The organism is Flavobacterium macrobrachii (assembly GCF_014486675.1).
Lineage (GTDB): Bacteria > Bacteroidota > Bacteroidia > Flavobacteriales > Flavobacteriaceae > Flavobacterium > Flavobacterium macrobrachii.
This window is the reverse complement of sequence record NZ_JACTAC010000041.1, coordinates 13,342-31,337: the sequence shown is the minus strand read 5'-3', so window position 1 is coordinate 31,337 and position 17,996 is coordinate 13,342. Positions and strand designations below refer to the sequence as shown.

Below are 17,996 nucleotides of genomic sequence, written 5' to 3'. Positions count from 1 at the left end.
GCTGTTAAAGTTAGCCTCGGCAGCCGCTTTGTGCCACGCATCAAGCGTTTTATTGACCTTATCCGTTTCCGTTAATGGCTTATCTTTTTTAGAACCACAAGCAGTTAGAGTAATTATGAAAAGGAGTAGAAGAAGCTTTTTCATGATAATGAATTTTTTATAAAGATATAAAAAAGAGTAATTGGTTTTCCCATACTAGTTTACGTCAGTTCAATTGATTTTCTAACTCAAAAACGCCAGTTTTTAAAACAGAAAATTGTATCGAGAACTTACATGGCTTCTCGATACAATTTTACTCCATTGCATTGCGTAAAATCACTCGAAGCGACGTGTCTGGGAGTATATTTCGAGCCTGCACTGAGCGCAGTCGAAGTGTGTTTAAAACCCTAAAACTTTTCTCCGTGTTGGGAAAGGTCTAATCCCATGCTTTCGGACTCTTCTGAGACACGGATTGGGATGATGATGTTGGTTAGTTTGAATAACAAATAACTTCCCCCAAAGGTAAAGAAGGAAACCAAAACTAACGCCATCATGTGATGACCAAAAACCGAAATCCCACCATGAAGCAAGCTCGCGTTTTCCCCTTGCGCAAAGATAGCCGTTAGTATCATCCCCATGATTCCGCCAACGCCGTGACAAGCAAACACGTCAAGTGTGTCGTCTATTTGTTTTAGCTTTTTCCAATACACCATTTTGTTAGAAACAATGGCACCTATAAACCCAAAAAACATACTCTGCGGAATAGATACAAATCCAGCCGATGGAGTAATCACTACTAGTCCAACTACAGCACCAATACATGCTCCGAGTGCCGAAACCTTTCTGCCGTTCAGTCTATCGAAGAAAACCCACGTTAGCATAGCCGATGCCGAAGCGACAGTAGTAGTGGCAAACGCCATTGCTGCCGTAGCATTCGCCGCTAGAGCCGAACCCGCATTAAACCCAAACCACCCAAACCAAAGCATTCCAGTACCAAGCAGTACAAACGGAATATTCGTTGGAATATGTTCACTGTTCTTTCTTTTCCCCAGAACGATAACACCAGCTAATGCTGCAAAACCCGCACTCATGTGTACCACCGTTCCACCGGCAAAATCCTTCACCCCAAAGTAACTGCCCAACAGTCCATTCGGGTGCCAAATCATGTGACACAACGGTGTGTAAATAACCAGCGTAAACAAACAGATAAACAACAAAAACGAGATAAATCGAATACGTTCTGCCAATGCACCGGTGATAATCGCCGGAGTAATAATAGCAAACTTCATTTGAAAAAGCGCATAGAGAATAAAAGGAATAGACGAACCCAGCACCTGATGAGGTTTCGTTTCCACTTGGTCAAAAAAAGCAAACTGTAGCGGATTACCAATAATTCCATACGTCTTCCCATCAATAACAATCCCGATACTATCGCCAAACGAAAGACTAAACCCAACCACTACCCATAGCAAACTAATAACCCCAAGACAAATAAAACTCTTCAACATCGTCGAAATAACATTTTTCTTGCCCACCATACCGCCGTAGAAAAACGACAAACCCGGCGTCATCAACAAAACCAAGCACGAAGCCGTTAACAACCAAGCCACATCCGCAAAGTTGATACTATCCTCTGTGTTAAATACGTCGCCACTAGCCGGTTCATGTTGCCATAACAACCCCGTTATAGCCGCTAAACTAATAATGATAAAAGAAACAATCCATCGCTTTTCTATTTTCATAATTCTTTATTTTATGATTGAACCCTAATTTTTATAGGGTAAAAATATAAAATTGTTTGTTTTTTTCAACCATTACCCCTTTATTTTTTAAAAAACTCTTTGTTTTTATGAAAATAAGCAAAAAGTCTTTACTGTTCTAGAATAGTCTTAGTCCTTTGGATACTTTTTTATTATTTGTTTACTCCGTATGAGACAGTAGTTGAAATCAAAAGGACTAATTTATCCTTAGTTTATCAATAGTTTAGCTATGGTTTAAGTTATTGATTATCTTATATATACATGATATACACATGATATATACACAACATATATACGATATATAGTAAGGGATAGCTTTAATGATGTGAAATTGAAGGGAACTTAAGTAATTGTTTCCTTTTTTTTAGTAAATAAGTATAGTTTTAATAATGTGGAAAAAAAACATGTTTTTACACGCTCAAGATTCAAAATGACACGCACCTGAATCGCAAATGTCAAGAAGTTTTTCAATAGTGATTTCAGTAAAAATCCCTTTAAAATCAATGGATTTTACAAATAGTTTTTCAAATAAACGTGAATTAAAAGTAAAACCAAATAGAAAGTTGGAGCAATTATATTTTACTTTTTAATTTTATAAAAACAAAATACAAGAATTTAAAAGAGTTTGAATTTCTCTAATAATTTTATCGACCTTATTTCAATAATAAATCATAAGACTGACTAGGAGGAAATAACATATTCAAAGCGTTAGGTTTTATTTTAAATAATGGACCTTTTTCAACTACCTTTCCGTCAGTTGTTCTTTTTATCAAATGGTCAAGTGTAATAATTCCTTGTTCTAGTAAAATATCAAATTGAGATACAATTGGCTTTTTCGTATGCTCGACGGATTTATATATAAAATGCTCTTTATTATCAATTATCAAAGTATCGGTTGCAACCCAAAAAGTTTCATTATGTTTTTCCAACAAACGCCTATGCAATGTTTCTAATCCCCAAACAACGAAATCGCCAACAGTTGATTTATCGGAATTTTCGATTAATTGTCTAACATCGGTATCCAATTTTAGTTTCAAACCTTGTGAGTTACGAACGATTGCGGAAACAGTACAATACAATTTAAAATCTTCGCCACGCTGATAACCAAATTCGTTCAGAATTTCTGAAGAACTTTTAAATTTACTGGTTGACCAATCTGGAACTTGTGCAAACAAATTTTTCCTATTTCCTTTTTTATCTCTAAATGATTTTAATTCAATTCCTTTATAGTCAGGCTGTTTTGATGAATTAATATTAATCCCTAAAAGAGTTTCAAGCGTTCTACCTATTGCTGTATCAGCTTGTAACATTGCAGGAACAGCTCCTTGCAAACTAATTTTTCTCAACATCATCAGTAATTCGTCTGCTACTTCTCTCGACAAGGAATTGATTTCATTTACCAATTCTTTGAATGGATTGTTTACAATTCCATTAATCAAATTTTCAAAATCTAGTCTTGTAACATTGGCAACATATAAATTGTTTTCATAAGAGATAATTCCTAAAATATCATTGGCTTTGGCATAAGAACCAAGACCTTTAAACCAAATTCTTGGGTCACCTTTCTTGGTATTTGGTCTGTAAAGCGAAGCAACAGACTGAATTAATCCATCAGTACCAATTAGAAATGAATTAACATAAACTCCATTTTCTTTTGCTCCTTGACCTTGAAGTTCGTAATCGTGAATATTTTTATTTTTTAAATAAGCTCTAACGGAACCAGTAGCATCCATAATTGATTTTTCAAGCCCTGTCGCTGTAGGTTCGATTAATGTAACTTCTACAGAGTTTGCAGTTAGGATTTCTATACGTCCTATCTCAATATTAGTTAGATTTCTCATCTACTTTTTATAAAATTGAATTAAAACCTCTTTAATCAATGGTTCTGCAAATTCGACAATAAATTCCTCTTTATCTCTTGTTAAAATATATTCTCCAATTTTAAAGTGAGCAATACTACATCTTATTCTATAAATCCAGTATGCTGTTATTGTATGAATAAATTTATCGTATTCTGAAACATTAACTTTTGCATGAGTTTGAACAGAAGTACTATTAGCAAAAGCATCAGCATCAGATAATAAAGAATTATATTTTGTAATGTCAGACAAATATAAATTTCCTTTATTTCCTTTACCAAACCGAATAAATATTTCTTCACCCAATGATTGAAAAATCTTAATCCCATTTAGTTTCAATGCTAAATTATTAACATCGGAACAACTACTTGACACTAAATCGAACAATCTATCAACTTCATTTCTATTATATTCATTTAAAAGATTACCAATTTGATTACTATCGGTAGTTATATTTAAACTTTGAATTTTCTTAATTAAAGAATAATCAAATTCAAGTTCTAACAAATGATATAGCTTTAAAAATCTTTCAAATGAATGTCTTTGATCCAAAGCTCTATAAATACTATCCTGAGCATATAAATCAAGTTCTTTTAACTCATCTGGAATTACTATTGTGGTTATCGGCTTTTTTTAATAATTCATCACATTAGAATTTTCTGCCAATTTAAAACCGCCCCATACAGCAGAATTACTACTGTATTTTAAATGAAACTCATCAATATAATCTTTATGAATTAAAATATAATCGTACTTAAATTTATAATGCAATAATGTAAGGTCAGTCACTTCACATTCTGACAAAAAAATATAAAATTGAGAATTACTTAAAGTAGATATTTCAAAAGTCTGGTTTTTAAGATAAAATAAATCACCTATTGATATACCTGACAACTCAATTGATGAATTCAAAACTGAATGATCATATGACTTATTCAACAATTCAACCCTATGAATTACATAATCATCCAACTGAAGAAAACTTAATGTCGCAGAATATACATAAACTTCACCATCTTTTAAATTATTTATTTGATTGATATTTTCAATATTTGAATTTATTTCATCTATAGTCATAATATTATTGCGCTGCAATTTTTAAACATTCAATAAATGACTCGTCTCCTTCATTCATAAAGAATTCTCTAAATCCATCCATTATGGTTTTTCTTAATGCAACTCCAACATTACTCTTCTTGGAATCAATTCCGCTTTTTATGCTATTAAATTGTTCAAAATTGATTATATCTCTACTAGTATTTTCATCCTTAAATGTTTTTATTAATTTATCTAAAGCATTATCCATACGTGACTCACGCTTATCATCAATTTTAAATTTAGAAACTGCTGCAAAAAATGCTTTCATTGTATTTTCTTCGCTAAGCCAATTCTTATAACTTGATAGTTCATTAATTCCGCCATAAACTCTAAATAATTCAGTATCCAATTCACAATATTTAATTAAATATTTTTTAAAAGACACATAGTTTTCATTAAGTTCTGTCTCAGTTGAAGACAAAATATCATCTTCGTTTAATTTCTTCACAACCAAATTATCCCTATCAGTTTCTGGACTTTTTGTTAAAAAACTATAATATGCATTCACTATTCTATCAAAAGCGAACTTTCTTGCTTTACTCCTAATTTGTCCATCTTTTTCTAAATAGAGTTCTAAACCATCAATATCTTTAGTTAAACTATTTTTCAAAGTCATAAATAATAATTCAACTTGATGCCTCATAGACATTGGCTTTTGACCAGAATTTAAAACAATAAGCCTATAAATCAAATGATTAATTTCTTTTTCAAACCATAGTTCTAATAAAAGTTTTTGATTTTCATTAATTGGTTCCTTTTCTTCATTTATATCATTTATAATATATGTCCTTTGCAATCCATCGAGAATATAAATTTCTTCTTTGTTATTCAACATTGAAGTAATTTCATCAAATTCATCTTTTTCTATTAATTCTAAGTATTTATCGACTTGAGTGAATTCTACAGCTAAAGTTATACCAGGCAATAAAGCTCCATTTTTAAAATCTGACTTTAATCTACTATATTTTTTCGGTTCAACCCTTTTTCGCTGAATCTCGAATTTATCAAAATCTTTACCAACTAAATCGATATAATCTTTTGCAAGGATTTCGGCATATAATACATTAGTATTTGTTCGTAAATCTTTAGTTTTAGCTATTATTTTTAAACTACTCATAAATATACATATTATTAATAAAAATGTTAATCAATATTTTTTAAAATTTCTAACGCAACTGCTCTCGCCATTAAAGGAGGAACAGCATTTCCAACCAAAGTAAATTGCGGTACTTCAAACTTTCTTTTATTTCCTCCTGTAGAGCGTTTGCCTTGAAAAACAAAACTATCATCGAATGATTGTAAACGAGCCATCTCACGAACAGTCAAAGATCTTGGACTTGAATAATGAACATAATCGTCTGGAATGGTCATTACTGTTGGGCTTAATCCGTTCGCCTTTAGAACATTGTAGTTTCTCTTTTCAGAACTTAACCCAATTTTTTTTAATTCCTCTTTTGCTTCATCATAGTTCCCTGCATTTAAAATAACATCCAAACGTTTTACTACATCCTCATTCTGTTTACTTGTTTTATGATTTTGTAACGGTGCAACGACATGTGTTAAAACATTCTCTAACTCTTCAAAGTTACGAACATAAAATGGATTTTTAGCATTAGTGAACCTACCATTCAATCTGCCATTTTTTGACCATTCAGCATATGTGAGTCCGTTTTTTGTATTAGGTTTCCCATCAATGGAACGTTTTTTCAACAAAGCTTTCATCTGATCAGTAGTTCCATTATATTTTGCTTTTAAATCTATGGTTTCATAATTGAACTTTTCATCATCATTTCCAACAAAATCTAAATCATATAAGGCTTCAAAAACAGTTACTTTTTCATCTTTTGAAACCGTTGCAGGAACTGTTTTAATTAGTTTTTGGTCTTTTCTACAACCTATAAATAAAACTCTTTCACGATTTTGTGGAACACCATAATCAGATGCTAATGCTACAAAAGGTTGGTCGATATTATACAAACGGATATGTGTCAGAATCTCATTAAGTTGATTTTCTTTTTTTTGTTTTCTAGCAATTTCTGTTAAACCTTGTACACATTCATCAAATGAATAATTGTAGATTTCTAAAGCTAAGATAATATCGTTAATTTCACTCTTGAATGTTGAAGATGGATTCAGCTTTTGGAATGCGTTATGTACTTCTTCAATAATATTATTAGGCTCAATTGATACTAAAAAAGCATCAAATTTTGGAGCGAAAAAGTCATTATCTAAATCGTTATGGTTTTTCTCTTGGATAACTTTTTTTCTAATATAAGCTAGCTCTTTTGTTCTTTTTAGTAAGTTAAATCCATGACGAATGGTTGAAAAATTTATATCGGTTTTACTTGTTTTATAATCAGCTATTTTCGGAGCAAGTACTCGAAATTTATTTTCAATGTTCTGAATATAACTTTCACGAATAGTTTCTAACTCTTTATCAATTGCTTTTTCAAAATTTAATCTATGCAAATAACAATCAAGAATAAATTGATTTTCAGAATTTGATTTTTTGAGACTAGCAATAAAATGAATTAACTGATGAAATTCTTTTAAATCTATGATTGAACGTATTTCTTGTAGAATCATATCCTTGATTTTTCCGCTCTCCTTAGTTAAAATTCCCTTCACGTTTTCCATCACAAAATACTTGGGACGAAGCATTTTAATAACGTTCAAATAATGGGCGAATAAATCATCTTTTTTATCAAACTTTTTTCGTTTTCCAGCTAAACTGAAACTTTGACAAGGTGGTCCACCACACACAACATCTATTGTTTGATCTTTTATTTTCTTTAGTAAATTATCAATAAAATCTGGCTCAGTAATGTCTTGTCGCAAGAATTCAGCATCCATGCCCAATTGATAATTGTAACGAGCTAAATGCGTCAGTTCGCAATTTTCATTAATGTCGCTTCCTAATCGAAAATCGTAAAATTTATTTCCATATTCGGCTTGTAAAAACCCTTCACTAAATCCACCTGCACCGGCAAATAAGTCTAAAAATGTTATTTTTTGCATTGTTTCATATTCGGCAGGAGCTTCACAAACCATAGATACATCCGTATTTTGTTTGCGACTATTTACCAATGATAGAATTTTTTCTTTTACCTTTTTATCGGTAAACTGACTGTGTGGAGCAGTTTCAAAATGCTTCTCAACTTCTTGCTTTAGAAACAACAAGAACTTATTGATTGATTTGTGAGTGTATTCAGTTTCTTTGACTAATTGATTTTTAGCATCCCAGTCTTTACGCAAAACTTTTTCACCAGTCGCAACTTTGACTTGTACATCTTTTTGCCTTAAAACCAAATGAATTGGAAAGTGCTTTGACTTATCAGCCTTATCTAAATAAAATTTGACGTTTACCATATTGCGGACATTTTTACGGACACGGACAAATTTACGGACAAATTTTAAACAAACAAGAAAAATTTGAAGTATTTATGGCTTCCTAAAAACAAGCTCACTTCCAATTTACCAAAAACCAATCGTACAATTCCAAAACTGAAAAGAGCTTGCTTTTATCAAAAACCCAACTACGTAACTGAAAAAGACTATTCCAAATCACCACAATCACACTCATTGTGTATAACCATTTGATTTAGATCAAATTACACTTGCATAATCAAAATATTGATCCAATCTTTGCAACAAATAAAAACAGATGAATACCTCATTTGAACGTTGCGAGAACACAAAAGTAGAATGGCTAACCCCGCCAGAATTGGTTAAACAATTAGGCGAGTTTGATTTAGATCCTTGTTGTCCTGTTGATGCGCCGTTTTATCATGCTACAAATCATTACACCATCATAGACGATGGTTTGAGTAAGGAATGGAACGGAAGAGTGTATCTCAATCCGCCTTATGGCAGAGGAATGGAATTGTGGTTAGAAAAACTAAAAAACCACGGCAATGGAATAGCCTTAATTTTTGCGAGAACAGAAACTAAGTGTTTCTTTGAACACATTTGGCATGATGCCGATGCTATACTTTTTGTAAAAGGAAGAATTAAATTCTATCACGTTTCGGGTGTGCAAGGTGGAACTCCTGGAGCACCAAGTGTATTTATTGCTTATGGGAAAGAAAATGCCAGCGCGTTACAAAATAGCGGCATTGAAGGACGGTTTTTATCTTTGAAATAATCCCTTTAGGGATGCTATTTTGGTAGGGATGTATTTTAATGCATCCCAATAAAAACATATCAAAAAAGAAATCTCATCCCGTAAATTCTAAATTGGTTCGTTAAAAATATAGCGTTCGTCATAATCAATCTCAAACAATTTTAGAAAATCTAAATATTCCTCTCTAAAAGTTTTGGTGCTATGATGTGCTTCCTGCTTTTCGATATATTTAATAACCGCGTCAGCATGTGATTTTGAATAGGAAAATGCGCCATAGCCTTCTTGCCATTCAAATTTTACTTTTAAAAATTGTTTTTCGTTAATCCATTTTGATGAACTTCCTTTGATGTCTTGCATCAAATCGGAAATGCTTTGTGATGGTCGCATTCCAATAAATATATGTACATGGTCTGGCATTCCATTAATGGCTAACAATTTATGGTTGTGATGCTTAATTATAACTGAAATATATTGGTATAACTCTTTTTGAAAAGCTGGGTGTATTAATCCGTCGCGGTATTTGACTGCGAAGACGAATTGGATGTGGATTTGTGTGTAGGTATTTGCCATTTTTATTTTTTATGTTCAACGGATTGAAAACCAAATTATTATTTATTTCAACGGGTTGAAACCCCATTTTATTATTTATTTCAACGGGTTGAAACCCGTTGCTACCGAAATATCATCCCTGACGGGATTTTTATGTTTTTGTTTGTATTAATGGTTATAATCCGTAATTTTTTGTGATGATGGGTTGAAACCACATTTTATTATTTATTTCAACGGGTTGAAACCCGTTGCTACCGAGATATCATCCCTGACGGGATTTTGATGTTTTTGTTTGTATTAATGGTTATAATCCGTAATTTTTTTTGATGATGGGTTGAAATCCCATATTATTATTTATTTCAACGGGTTGAAACCCGTTGCTACCGAGATATCATCCCTGACGGGATTTTTATGTTTTTGTTTGTATTAATGGTTATAATCCGTAATTTTTTGTGATGATGGGTTGAAACCCCATTTTATTATTTATTTCAACGGGTTGAAAACCAAATTATTATTTATTTCAACGGGTTGAAACCCGTTGCTACCGAAATATCATCCCTGACGGGATTTTGATGTTTTTGTTTGTATTAATGGTTATAATCCGTAATTTTTTGTGATGATGGGTTGAAACCCCATTTTATTATTTATTTCAACGGGTTGAAACCCGTTGCTACCGAAATATCATCCCTGACGGGATTAGATGATTTCATGACAGATGAATTCGGCTATATTGAACTCTGTATCAAAAATCCATTCGTTTTCTAGTAATAATTTTTTTAACGCTTCATTTTCATTTGCTACTTCTTCAACAATACCGATTACCTGCATGTTTTTGACTTCATCACCGTTTGGTGCTGTGGTGTTGCCTTCAGGTGTAATGAAGATGTATTTTTTCATTCAGATGATTTTTTTCAATTAAAAAAAAGGAATTGTACTAGCTTTTCGTAAAAATAATAAAATTGGATTTTAAAATTTGGCAAGACAAGAGTACTTATAAACATTTTTATGTGCCTTGGTATTTAATTTTGAAATGAAAGGCCAGCGAATGGATTTCAACATAACTCTTGATAATAATACTAATGAAGCTAGAGTTTCATAACAAGTACTAAACATCAAAAACTAAAAAAGGCATTCCAAATAAACGGAATGCCTTGTAGTTATGTATTGCTTACGCAAAAATTGAAAAGTAATCAAAGTTAATAAAAAAATAAATCACTTCGACGAATCCCTTTCTATAATTTTTGTTAAAAGTTCAACAGTTCTTGCTACAAAAGGTTTTCCGTCCTTTCTAGCATTCATTTCTTCTAATAACAATTCAAATGCTTTTAGACCCATTTCATAACTCGGTTGGTCAACAGTGCTAAGCTTTGGCGTAATAACCTGGCTCATAAACCAGTTACTAAAACCAATAATCTTCACCTGCTCTGGTATAGCTATATTTACCTCATTAAAATGAGCCAACACACCTACAGCTACTAAATCAGTAATAACAAACAATCCATCCACATCAGGATGTTCTTCAAGAATTTGTTTTGCAAAAGTTTTTCCCTCTTCAAAAGTCACATTTTGACAAGTATAAACCAGTTTAGAATCAAAAGGAATTTGATACTGTTCCAGCGCCTTTTTATAACCCAAAAAGCGGTCTATAGCATTTTGAGGATTCACTGGTCCACGTATGTGAGCTATTTTTCTACAACCTTTTTTAATAAGATGTTCTGTGGCTTCAAAGGCAGCTTTCTGGTCGTTGATAATCACTTTAGAACTCGGAATCAGTTTCGCAATTTTATCAAACTGCACAAAAGGGATTTCCCTACGCATGATTTCCTTGATATGTTCATCGCCGTTCGACTCGTTTGATAGCGAGATAATAATGCCATCCACGCGCTTGTTCAACAGCAGTTCCACTTGTTTTTTCTCCAGCTCCATCGACTCGTTCGATTGCAGGATGATGACGAGATAACCATGCTTTTCAGCTTCAGCTATAATACCATTGATGACATTAGAAAAAAAATGATGCACCACTTCGGGTATAATAAGCCCAATAGTCCGAGACTCTTTAGTTCTAAGATTAACAGCAAACGAATTAGGAGTATAGTGAAGATTTTTAGCAAGCTCTAAAACGGCATTACGTGTTTTAGCACTAACATCAGGATAGTTTTTTAACGCTTTTGAAACAGTAGTAATAGAGATTCCTAGGGTTTCTGCAATTTGTTTTAAAGTTGTCTCTTTCATTTAACAAATATGATAAAAAATTCTCAAAACACAATCGAAAACGTTTTCGGTGTTTTCGAAAACGTTTTCGATATATATTTGATAAAAATTAGCGGTTAAAAAATATAATTTCGGAATTAAATCTATTAAAAATTAGTAACCAAACAATTTTAAAAAATGAAAAAAACTACATTATTACAACGAAAGTTGTCATTTCTATTAGTCTTTTTTGTCTATCAGTTTGCCTTTTCCCAGTCAGCTAGCCTGTCAGGAAAAGTAACCGATGCTAAAGGAGAAGCACTTATCGGTGCCAATATTGTAATAGACAACACTTCAAAAGCTACTGTAAGTGATTCCGAAGGAAATTATGCTATTGGTGGTTTATCCAATGGTGAGGTTTCATTAACCGTTTCGAGCATTGGCTACAAAACCCAAAAAGCAAAAGTAACCATTACTGGAGCAACAACGTTTAACATTCAATTAGCTGAGGACTCTACTTCGCTTGAAGAAGTAGTAGTAACGGGTGTGGTAAACCCTAGAGCTAAAATCAAATCCAGTGTATCTATTACTACACTTGATGTAAAACAAGTAGAACAATCTGCACCTCGTTCAACTGCCGAGATTTTCAGAACCATTCCAGGTATCCGTTCTGAGTCTTCTGGAGGTGAAGGAAACGCAAACATTTCCGTTCGTGGGGTGCCAATCTCCTCTGGAGGTTCAAAATATTTACAATTGCAAGAAGATGGTTTACCAGTATTATTATTTGGTGACATTGCTTTTGCTACGGCTGATATCTTCACGCGTTTTGACCGCAATATTGCCAAAGTAGAAGCCATTCGTGGAGGTTCTGCTTCAGTATTATCGTCAAATTCTCCTGGTGGTATAATCAACTTTATCAGCAAAACTGGAAAAACGGAAGGCGGAAGTATGGTAACCAGTTTTGGTTTAGACTACAACGATTTTAGAACCGATATTGAATATGGTGCTCGAATTGGAGACGGGTTATATTTCCACGCAGGTGGATTTTACAGAACAGGTGAAGGAGTTAGAAGTCCTGGTTTCTCGGCTAATAATGGTGGTCAGTTCAAAATGAACATTACTAAAGAATTTGAAAGCGGTTCAGTTACGGTGTACACTAAATTCTTAAACGATAGAGCAGCGGCTTATATGCCTATGCCAGTAGAGGTAAGCGGTACTAACGCTAGTCCTAATTGGAGAAGTGTAAGAGGATACGATGCTACTTCGGGTGCTTTACAATCGGTGTATTTAAAACACAATGTAGGTCTTGGTCCTGATGGAAATATTAGAAGAGGCGATGTGTCTGACGGGATGAACCCAGTTTCTAAAACCATTGGTGTATCGGCTAATTTTGATTTAGGCGAAGGATGGAAAGTAACCAACAACGGTCGTTTCTCTGCCAATAGCGGACAATTTATTGCTCCATTCCCAGCAGAGGTAGCTTCGGCTTCTACTATAGCTAATTCTTTTGGTGCAGGTGCTACGCTTTCTTATGCAGATTCTGGAGCAGCTTTCAATACGCCAAATGGGTTAGTAGCTCGTATTCACATGTTTGATACGCAGTTGAACAACTTCAACAACTTTATGAATGACCTTAGAGTTACTAAAAAGTTTGACAAAGTAGGTATTACAGCGGGTTATTTTAAATCCATTCAAAACATTTCAATGTCGTGGTTGTGGAATTCTTACTTACAAGAAGTATCAGACAACAATCCTCGTTTAATCAACGTTACTAGCGCAGGCGGAACTCTATTGTCAGATAACGGATTGTATGCTTATGGAACACCATTTTGGGGTAACCTAGCTAGAAACTATGATACACAACACAGCGTATCAGCTCCTTATGCTAACGTTACTTTTGACGCTACCGAAAAATTATCTCTTGAAGGAGGTGTTCGTTTTGACATGGGGCAAGTAAACGGTTCATTTGCAGGTGGAACAGCAAGAGCGTTTGATATGAATAATGACGGAGCAATTTCAGCACCTGAGCAAAACGTTTTTGCGGTAAATACAACCAATACTACTCCTGTTGATTATGACTACGATTATGTGTCTTACTCGCTTGGAGCAAACTATTTGTTAGATGCACAGCAATCGGTTTTTGCTCGTTATAGTAAAGGTGCATCTGCCAAAGCGGATAGAATTTTGTTCTCAGGATTAGACTATCTAGATGGCGATAGAATCAATTCACTTGACTTTTTAGCACAAGCTGAAATTGGATATAAAAGAAAGTACTCTAAAGGATATGTATATGCTACATTCTTTACTTCAACAACTACCGAAGAAGGTGGTTATGAAGCTACATCAAACAGCATTATCGAAAACGATTATAAATCTTTAGGTTTAGAGGTTGAGTCATCTTATAATGTAACTGACGATTTAAACTTAAGAGGTGCGTTTACTTATACTAAAGCCGAAGTAACATCAGGTGCTAATAATAGTAACGAGCCAAGAAGACAACCAAAAATGATGTACAACTTTATCCCAACCTATAAATTCGGAAAAAGCAACAATACTTTAGGATTAAGCTTCATCGGACAAACCAAATCCTATGCACAAGACAATAATGATTTGGTAATGAAAGGATTTGTAGTAGTAAATGGATTTGTAGAATTCGGAATTACAAAAGGTTTATCGCTTAATATTGCAGGAAACAATTTGTTCAACACCTTGGCTATTACTGAGGCAGAAGAAGGAAGTATCACAGAAAATACCACTAATATTGTAAGAGCAAGACCATTGCCAGGTAGATCATTATCTATGGCATTGTCTTATAGATTCTAAGAAAAAATTTCATGCTTGTTTGAATAATTCCTGTATCATTTTTTATGATATGGGAATTGTTTTTAAAGTAAAGAGTACTATTGCAATAAGTAAAAAGTATCTAAAATGAGTGAAAAGAAAGCATTATCGTTTTGGCAAATTTGGAACATGAATTTTGGTTTCTTCGGAATTCAATTCAGTTTCGGATTGCAACAAAGTAACATGAGCGCCATCTATAAATACCTTGGTGCTGACGAAAGTAGTTTGCCTATGCTTTGGCTTGCTGGACCTATTACTGGTTTGATTGTTCAACCCATAGTAGGTGCAATAAGCGATGGCACTTGGTCACCACGTTTCGGCAGAAGAAAACCATTTTTTCTTATCGGCGCCTTGATTTCTAGTGTGTGTTTGTTGCTTATGCCTTATTCTAATACGCTGTTTATGGCAGCTAGTTTACTGTGGATTTTAGATGCGGCCAATAATATCGCTATGGAACCTTATCGCGCCTTTGTTGCCGATAAATTAAACGAAAAACAAATGTCGTTGGGTTTCTTAATGCAAAGCTTCTTTACTGGATTTGGGATTACGTTGGCCAATTTTACTCCGGCTATTTTAGTTTCCCTAGGCTTTTTAGCCATTACCGATAAAATGGAAAATGGCATTCCTACTTATACCTATTGGGCGTTTTTTATTGGTGCGTTTGCCTCTATTGCGTCCGTTTTACTTTCAGTAATCACCACCAAAGAATATCCACCAACAGCAGATGAATTAGCACTTATCGAAGAAAAAAAGAAAGAGTCCATATTCAAAACCGTTAAAAAGGATATAGTAGAAGCTTTTCAAACCATGCCGTTGACCATGAAACAATTGATTCCAGTAAAATTCTTTACTTGGTATGCAATGTTTTGTTATTGGCAATACATTACTTCTTCGCTTTCCTTATCCTTATTTGGCACTACAGACCAAGCCACCGAAGAATTTTCCAAAGCACAACTGTTGACAGGTAGTTTGAATGGAACCTACAACATTGTTTGCTTTTTAGTAGCTTTCTTGTTGGTTCCATTAGCAATGAAGATTGGTGCAAAAGGCGTTCATTTTTTTGCCTTAACACTCGGCGGAATAGGTTTGTTGTCCATTCCTTTCTTAAACAATACCGATATTTTGTTTACCATGTACAATCCTTTTGGAGAGTCCATTCCAGTAACTACAATTTTTCTATACTCTTTCGGATTAGGAATTTCTTGGGCTTCTACTATGGCTATGCCTTATCAGTTATTAGCAGGTTCTATCCCAAAAGAAAAAACCGGAGTTTACATGGGTATTTTCAATATGTTTATTGTAATCCCAATGGCTATTCAAATTGTAACCATGCAGTATTTTGTGTACGATTTATTGGGTAATAATCCAATGAATGTTATCAAACTTGCGGGTGTCTTTTTAATCCTTGCAGGAGCTTTAACCTTGTTTATAAAAGTGAAGAATAAAAACCAAATTGTACAAAATGAATAAAATGGGTTATCAAAAAGCAATTGATTTGTTGCATCGTGTTGCCACTAATGATGGGTTTTTAGCTAGTGCAGAAAACACGACTAACTACAACAGGGTTTGGGCTCGTGATGGTGTTATTTGTGGTTTGGCAGCATTAGCTTCAGAAGATAAAAAGCTAATTGAAACTTTTAAAAACACTTTACAAACCTTGGCAGAGCATCAGCATGCAAAGGGAACAATTCCTTCTAATGTATTGGTAAATAATACCACTGCTGAGGTAAGTTATGGCGGTTTAGCTGGTAGAGTAGATGCAGTTACTTGGTACATCATTGGCGTTTGTCAATATGCCTATTCGCAGTGTGAACCATCGTTTGTCATAGCTCATAACACCGCTATTGAAAAAGGTTTTGAATTATTAGAAGCTTGGGAGTTTAACAATAAACACTTGTTGTATGTGCCGTTATCGGGCAACTGGGCAGACGAATACATCACCGATGGCTATGTTTTATACGATCAATTATTGCGCATTTGGGCTTTAAAGAGTTATAACTATTTTGCAAAAAGCGACATCATTGCGCATAAAATTGAAAATTGTACCCAACAAATTCTACACAATTTTATGCCCAACGCTGAAGGTGAAAAATTCCATCCACGCGCTTATGAAATGGTAGATTTTAAACCGTATATGCCTTGTTCTTTCTCGCCTGCTGGCTATAAAACGCAATTGGATGCTTTTGCCAATTCACTTGTTTTATTGTTAAAAATTGGCAACATTAATTTTCAAAAAAAACTAAGTGATTACCTTTTTACTTTGGCTTCTGAAATGCCTTTGGGGTTAATTCCTGCTTTTTGGCCGCCTGTTTTTGAAACCGATGAACATTGGAATTTATTAAAGAATAATTGCAAATACGAGTTCCGAAATCATCCGTATGAATTTCATAACGGTGGCAGTTGGTCTATGGTCAATGGTTTTTTTGGATTATCGCTATCACAAAGAAAAGAAAACACCAAAGCGGAAACCATTTTAACGAAAATTAATGAAGCCAATGCTTTTGACAATTATTCGTTTTATGAAAATTTCAATACAGCAACAAAAGAACCAAATGGAGTTACTTACTGCGCTTGGAGTGCGGCAGCAAGCGTTTTAGTGCATCAATCTTTACATACTAATTTTAAATTATTACTATAAATTGAAACCTATAGATATTATTTGCATCGGAGAAGTACTCATTGATTTTATTGGTCATGAAGTCAATACCTCCATCAATAGAACCAAAGACTATCATCGATTTCTTGGCGGTTCGCCTACTAATGTTGCGGTAAATAGTTCGCGATTGGGTTTGCATTCCATTTTAGTGGCTTCGTGTGGTCAAGACGGTTTGGGCGATTATGTCATTAGAAAATTAAAAGCCAATAAGGTCAACACCGATTTAATTGGAAAATCAGATACTGTTCCAACTTCAGTCATATTTGTTTCTAAATCGACTGAAACTCCCGATTTTATTCCCTATCGTCAAGCCGATTGCGAAATCTTTGAAAATCAACTACCCGATGAAATCATAGCGAATGCTAAAATATTTCACACTACTTGTTTTGCTTTGAGCAAAAATCCGGCAAGGCAAACTATTTTAAATAGAGCCAAAAAAGCCGCAGAATTGGGTTTAAAATTAAGCATTGATATTAATTTTTCTGAACGCATTTGGCCTGACAGAGAAGAAGCAAAACAAGTTCTTAGCGAATATCTTTCTAATGATCCTTTAGTGAAATTAAGTGAAGATGATTGTTATCGTCTTTTTGCTAGCGTAAAATCAGAAGAATTTATTTTTGATTATTTTCATAAAATGGGTGTGTCAACTATCTGCTTAACTAAAGGTAAAAACGGTGTTGTAGTTTCCGATGTTGAAAAAGGTTTATTTTTTCAAAAAGCCATCCCAATCGAAGACATAAAAGATACTACTGGTGCTGGCGATGCATTTTGGACAGGTTTTTTGTTTGCTCAGTTAAACCAATACGATTTAAACACAAGTGTTACCATCGCACAAAAATTAGCCTCTATAAAGCTTCAAAACGTGGGTAGATTGCCTGATGATATTAATATCAATGAATTAGTTATATAAATTAAAACCCCAACAGTAGTGTTGGGGTTTT

At 33.8% G+C, this 17,996-nt stretch carries 14 protein-coding genes; 5 read left to right on the top strand and 9 right to left on the bottom strand.

Annotated elements, in window-relative coordinates:
- Positions 1–386: 386 nt before the first annotated feature.
- The 6 genes from IAI56_RS10040 to IAI56_RS10015 form a co-directional block, all read right to left on the bottom strand.
- Positions 387–1,721, bottom strand: coding sequence for an ammonium transporter (locus tag IAI56_RS10040; protein WP_187657745.1), 1,335 nt, complete (start codon positions 1,719–1,721; stop codon positions 387–389).
- A gap of 671 nt (positions 1,722–2,392) precedes the next feature.
- Positions 2,393–3,580, bottom strand: coding sequence for an MvaI/BcnI family restriction endonuclease (locus IAI56_RS10035; protein WP_187657744.1), 1,188 nt, complete (start codon positions 3,578–3,580; stop codon positions 2,393–2,395).
- Complete coding sequence (locus IAI56_RS10030) at positions 3,581–4,105, bottom strand: hypothetical protein (protein WP_187657743.1); 525 nt, start codon at positions 4,103–4,105, stop codon at positions 3,581–3,583.
- Between the two features lie 126 nt (positions 4,106–4,231).
- Positions 4,232–4,675, bottom strand: coding sequence for a hypothetical protein (locus IAI56_RS10025; protein ID WP_187657742.1), 444 nt, complete (start codon positions 4,673–4,675; stop codon positions 4,232–4,234).
- Positions 4,676–4,679: 4 nt separating this feature from the next.
- Complete coding sequence (locus IAI56_RS10020) at positions 4,680–5,813, bottom strand: hypothetical protein (protein WP_187657741.1); 1,134 nt, start codon at positions 5,811–5,813, stop codon at positions 4,680–4,682.
- 26 nt (positions 5,814–5,839) lie between these two features.
- A complete protein-coding gene (locus tag IAI56_RS10015) occupies positions 5,840–8,065 on the bottom strand; it encodes a DNA cytosine methyltransferase (protein WP_187657740.1) in 2,226 nt (741 codons plus the stop codon).
- Positions 8,066–8,360: 295 nt separating this feature from the next.
- Between IAI56_RS10015 and IAI56_RS10010 the strand changes: the two genes are divergently transcribed.
- Entirely contained in the window at positions 8,361–8,840 is a 480-nt protein-coding gene (locus IAI56_RS10010; RefSeq protein WP_187657739.1) for a DNA N-6-adenine-methyltransferase, read from the top strand.
- An 87-nt stretch (positions 8,841–8,927) separates the two neighbouring features.
- Here IAI56_RS10010 and tnpA read toward each other — a convergent pair whose 3' ends face one another.
- From tnpA to IAI56_RS09995, 3 genes are all read right to left on the bottom strand, one after another.
- Positions 8,928–9,389 (bottom strand): IS200/IS605 family transposase, encoded by a 462-nt coding sequence (tnpA, locus tag IAI56_RS10005; protein WP_187657738.1) that lies wholly within the window; start codon positions 9,387–9,389, stop codon positions 8,928–8,930.
- Positions 9,390–10,064: 675 nt separating this feature from the next.
- Complete coding sequence (locus IAI56_RS10000) at positions 10,065–10,265, bottom strand: hypothetical protein (RefSeq protein WP_187657737.1); 201 nt, start codon at positions 10,263–10,265, stop codon at positions 10,065–10,067.
- 315 nt (positions 10,266–10,580) lie between these two features.
- Positions 10,581–11,600 carry a LacI family DNA-binding transcriptional regulator gene (locus IAI56_RS09995; RefSeq protein WP_187657736.1) on the bottom strand — a complete coding sequence of 340 codons (1,020 nt, stop codon included), beginning with the start codon at positions 11,598–11,600 and terminating at the stop codon, positions 10,581–10,583.
- A gap of 156 nt (positions 11,601–11,756) precedes the next feature.
- Between IAI56_RS09995 and IAI56_RS09990 the strand changes: the two genes are divergently transcribed.
- From IAI56_RS09990 to IAI56_RS09975, 4 genes are all read left to right on the top strand, one after another.
- Positions 11,757–14,381 (top strand): TonB-dependent receptor domain-containing protein, encoded by a 2,625-nt coding sequence (locus IAI56_RS09990; RefSeq protein WP_187657735.1) that lies wholly within the window; start codon positions 11,757–11,759, stop codon positions 14,379–14,381.
- Positions 14,382–14,486: 105 nt separating this feature from the next.
- Positions 14,487–15,869, top strand: coding sequence for an MFS transporter (locus tag IAI56_RS09985; RefSeq protein WP_187657734.1), 1,383 nt, complete (start codon positions 14,487–14,489; stop codon positions 15,867–15,869).
- Complete coding sequence (locus tag IAI56_RS09980; RefSeq protein ID WP_187657733.1) at positions 15,862–17,037, top strand: glucosidase family protein; 1,176 nt, start codon at positions 15,862–15,864, stop codon at positions 17,035–17,037. The genes IAI56_RS09985 and IAI56_RS09980 overlap by 8 nt, the downstream gene beginning before the upstream one ends.
- Position 17,038: 1 nt before the next feature.
- Positions 17,039–17,965 carry a carbohydrate kinase family protein gene (locus tag IAI56_RS09975; RefSeq protein WP_187657732.1) on the top strand — a complete coding sequence of 309 codons (927 nt, stop codon included), beginning with the start codon at positions 17,039–17,041 and terminating at the stop codon, positions 17,963–17,965.
- Positions 17,966–17,996 lie beyond the last annotated feature (31 nt).

Excerpts from the sequence above, each read along its gene's own strand:
- IAI56_RS10040 (WP_187657745.1), bottom strand. The coding sequence starts at position 1,721 with ATGAAAATAGAAAAGCGATGGATTGTTTCTTTTATCATTATTAGTTTA.
- IAI56_RS10035 (WP_187657744.1), bottom strand. The coding sequence starts at position 3,580 with ATGAGAAATCTAACTAATATTGAGATAGGACGTATAGAAATCCTAACT.
- IAI56_RS10025 (WP_187657742.1), bottom strand. The coding sequence starts at position 4,675 with ATGACTATAGATGAAATAAATTCAAATATTGAAAATATCAATCAAATA.
- IAI56_RS10020 (WP_187657741.1), bottom strand. The coding sequence starts at position 5,813 with ATGAGTAGTTTAAAAATAATAGCTAAAACTAAAGATTTACGAACAAAT.
- IAI56_RS10015 (WP_187657740.1), bottom strand. The coding sequence starts at position 8,065 with ATGGTAAACGTCAAATTTTATTTAGATAAGGCTGATAAGTCAAAGCAC.
- IAI56_RS10010 (WP_187657739.1), top strand. The coding sequence starts at position 8,361 with ATGAATACCTCATTTGAACGTTGCGAGAACACAAAAGTAGAATGGCTA.
- tnpA (WP_187657738.1), bottom strand. The coding sequence starts at position 9,389 with ATGGCAAATACCTACACACAAATCCACATCCAATTCGTCTTCGCAGTC.
- IAI56_RS10000 (WP_187657737.1), bottom strand. The coding sequence starts at position 10,265 with ATGAAAAAATACATCTTCATTACACCTGAAGGCAACACCACAGCACCA.
- IAI56_RS09995 (WP_187657736.1), bottom strand. The coding sequence starts at position 11,600 with ATGAAAGAGACAACTTTAAAACAAATTGCAGAAACCCTAGGAATCTCT.
- IAI56_RS09990 (WP_187657735.1), top strand. The coding sequence starts at position 11,757 with ATGAAAAAAACTACATTATTACAACGAAAGTTGTCATTTCTATTAGTC.
- IAI56_RS09985 (WP_187657734.1), top strand. The coding sequence starts at position 14,487 with ATGAGTGAAAAGAAAGCATTATCGTTTTGGCAAATTTGGAACATGAAT.
- IAI56_RS09980 (WP_187657733.1), top strand. The coding sequence starts at position 15,862 with ATGAATAAAATGGGTTATCAAAAAGCAATTGATTTGTTGCATCGTGTT.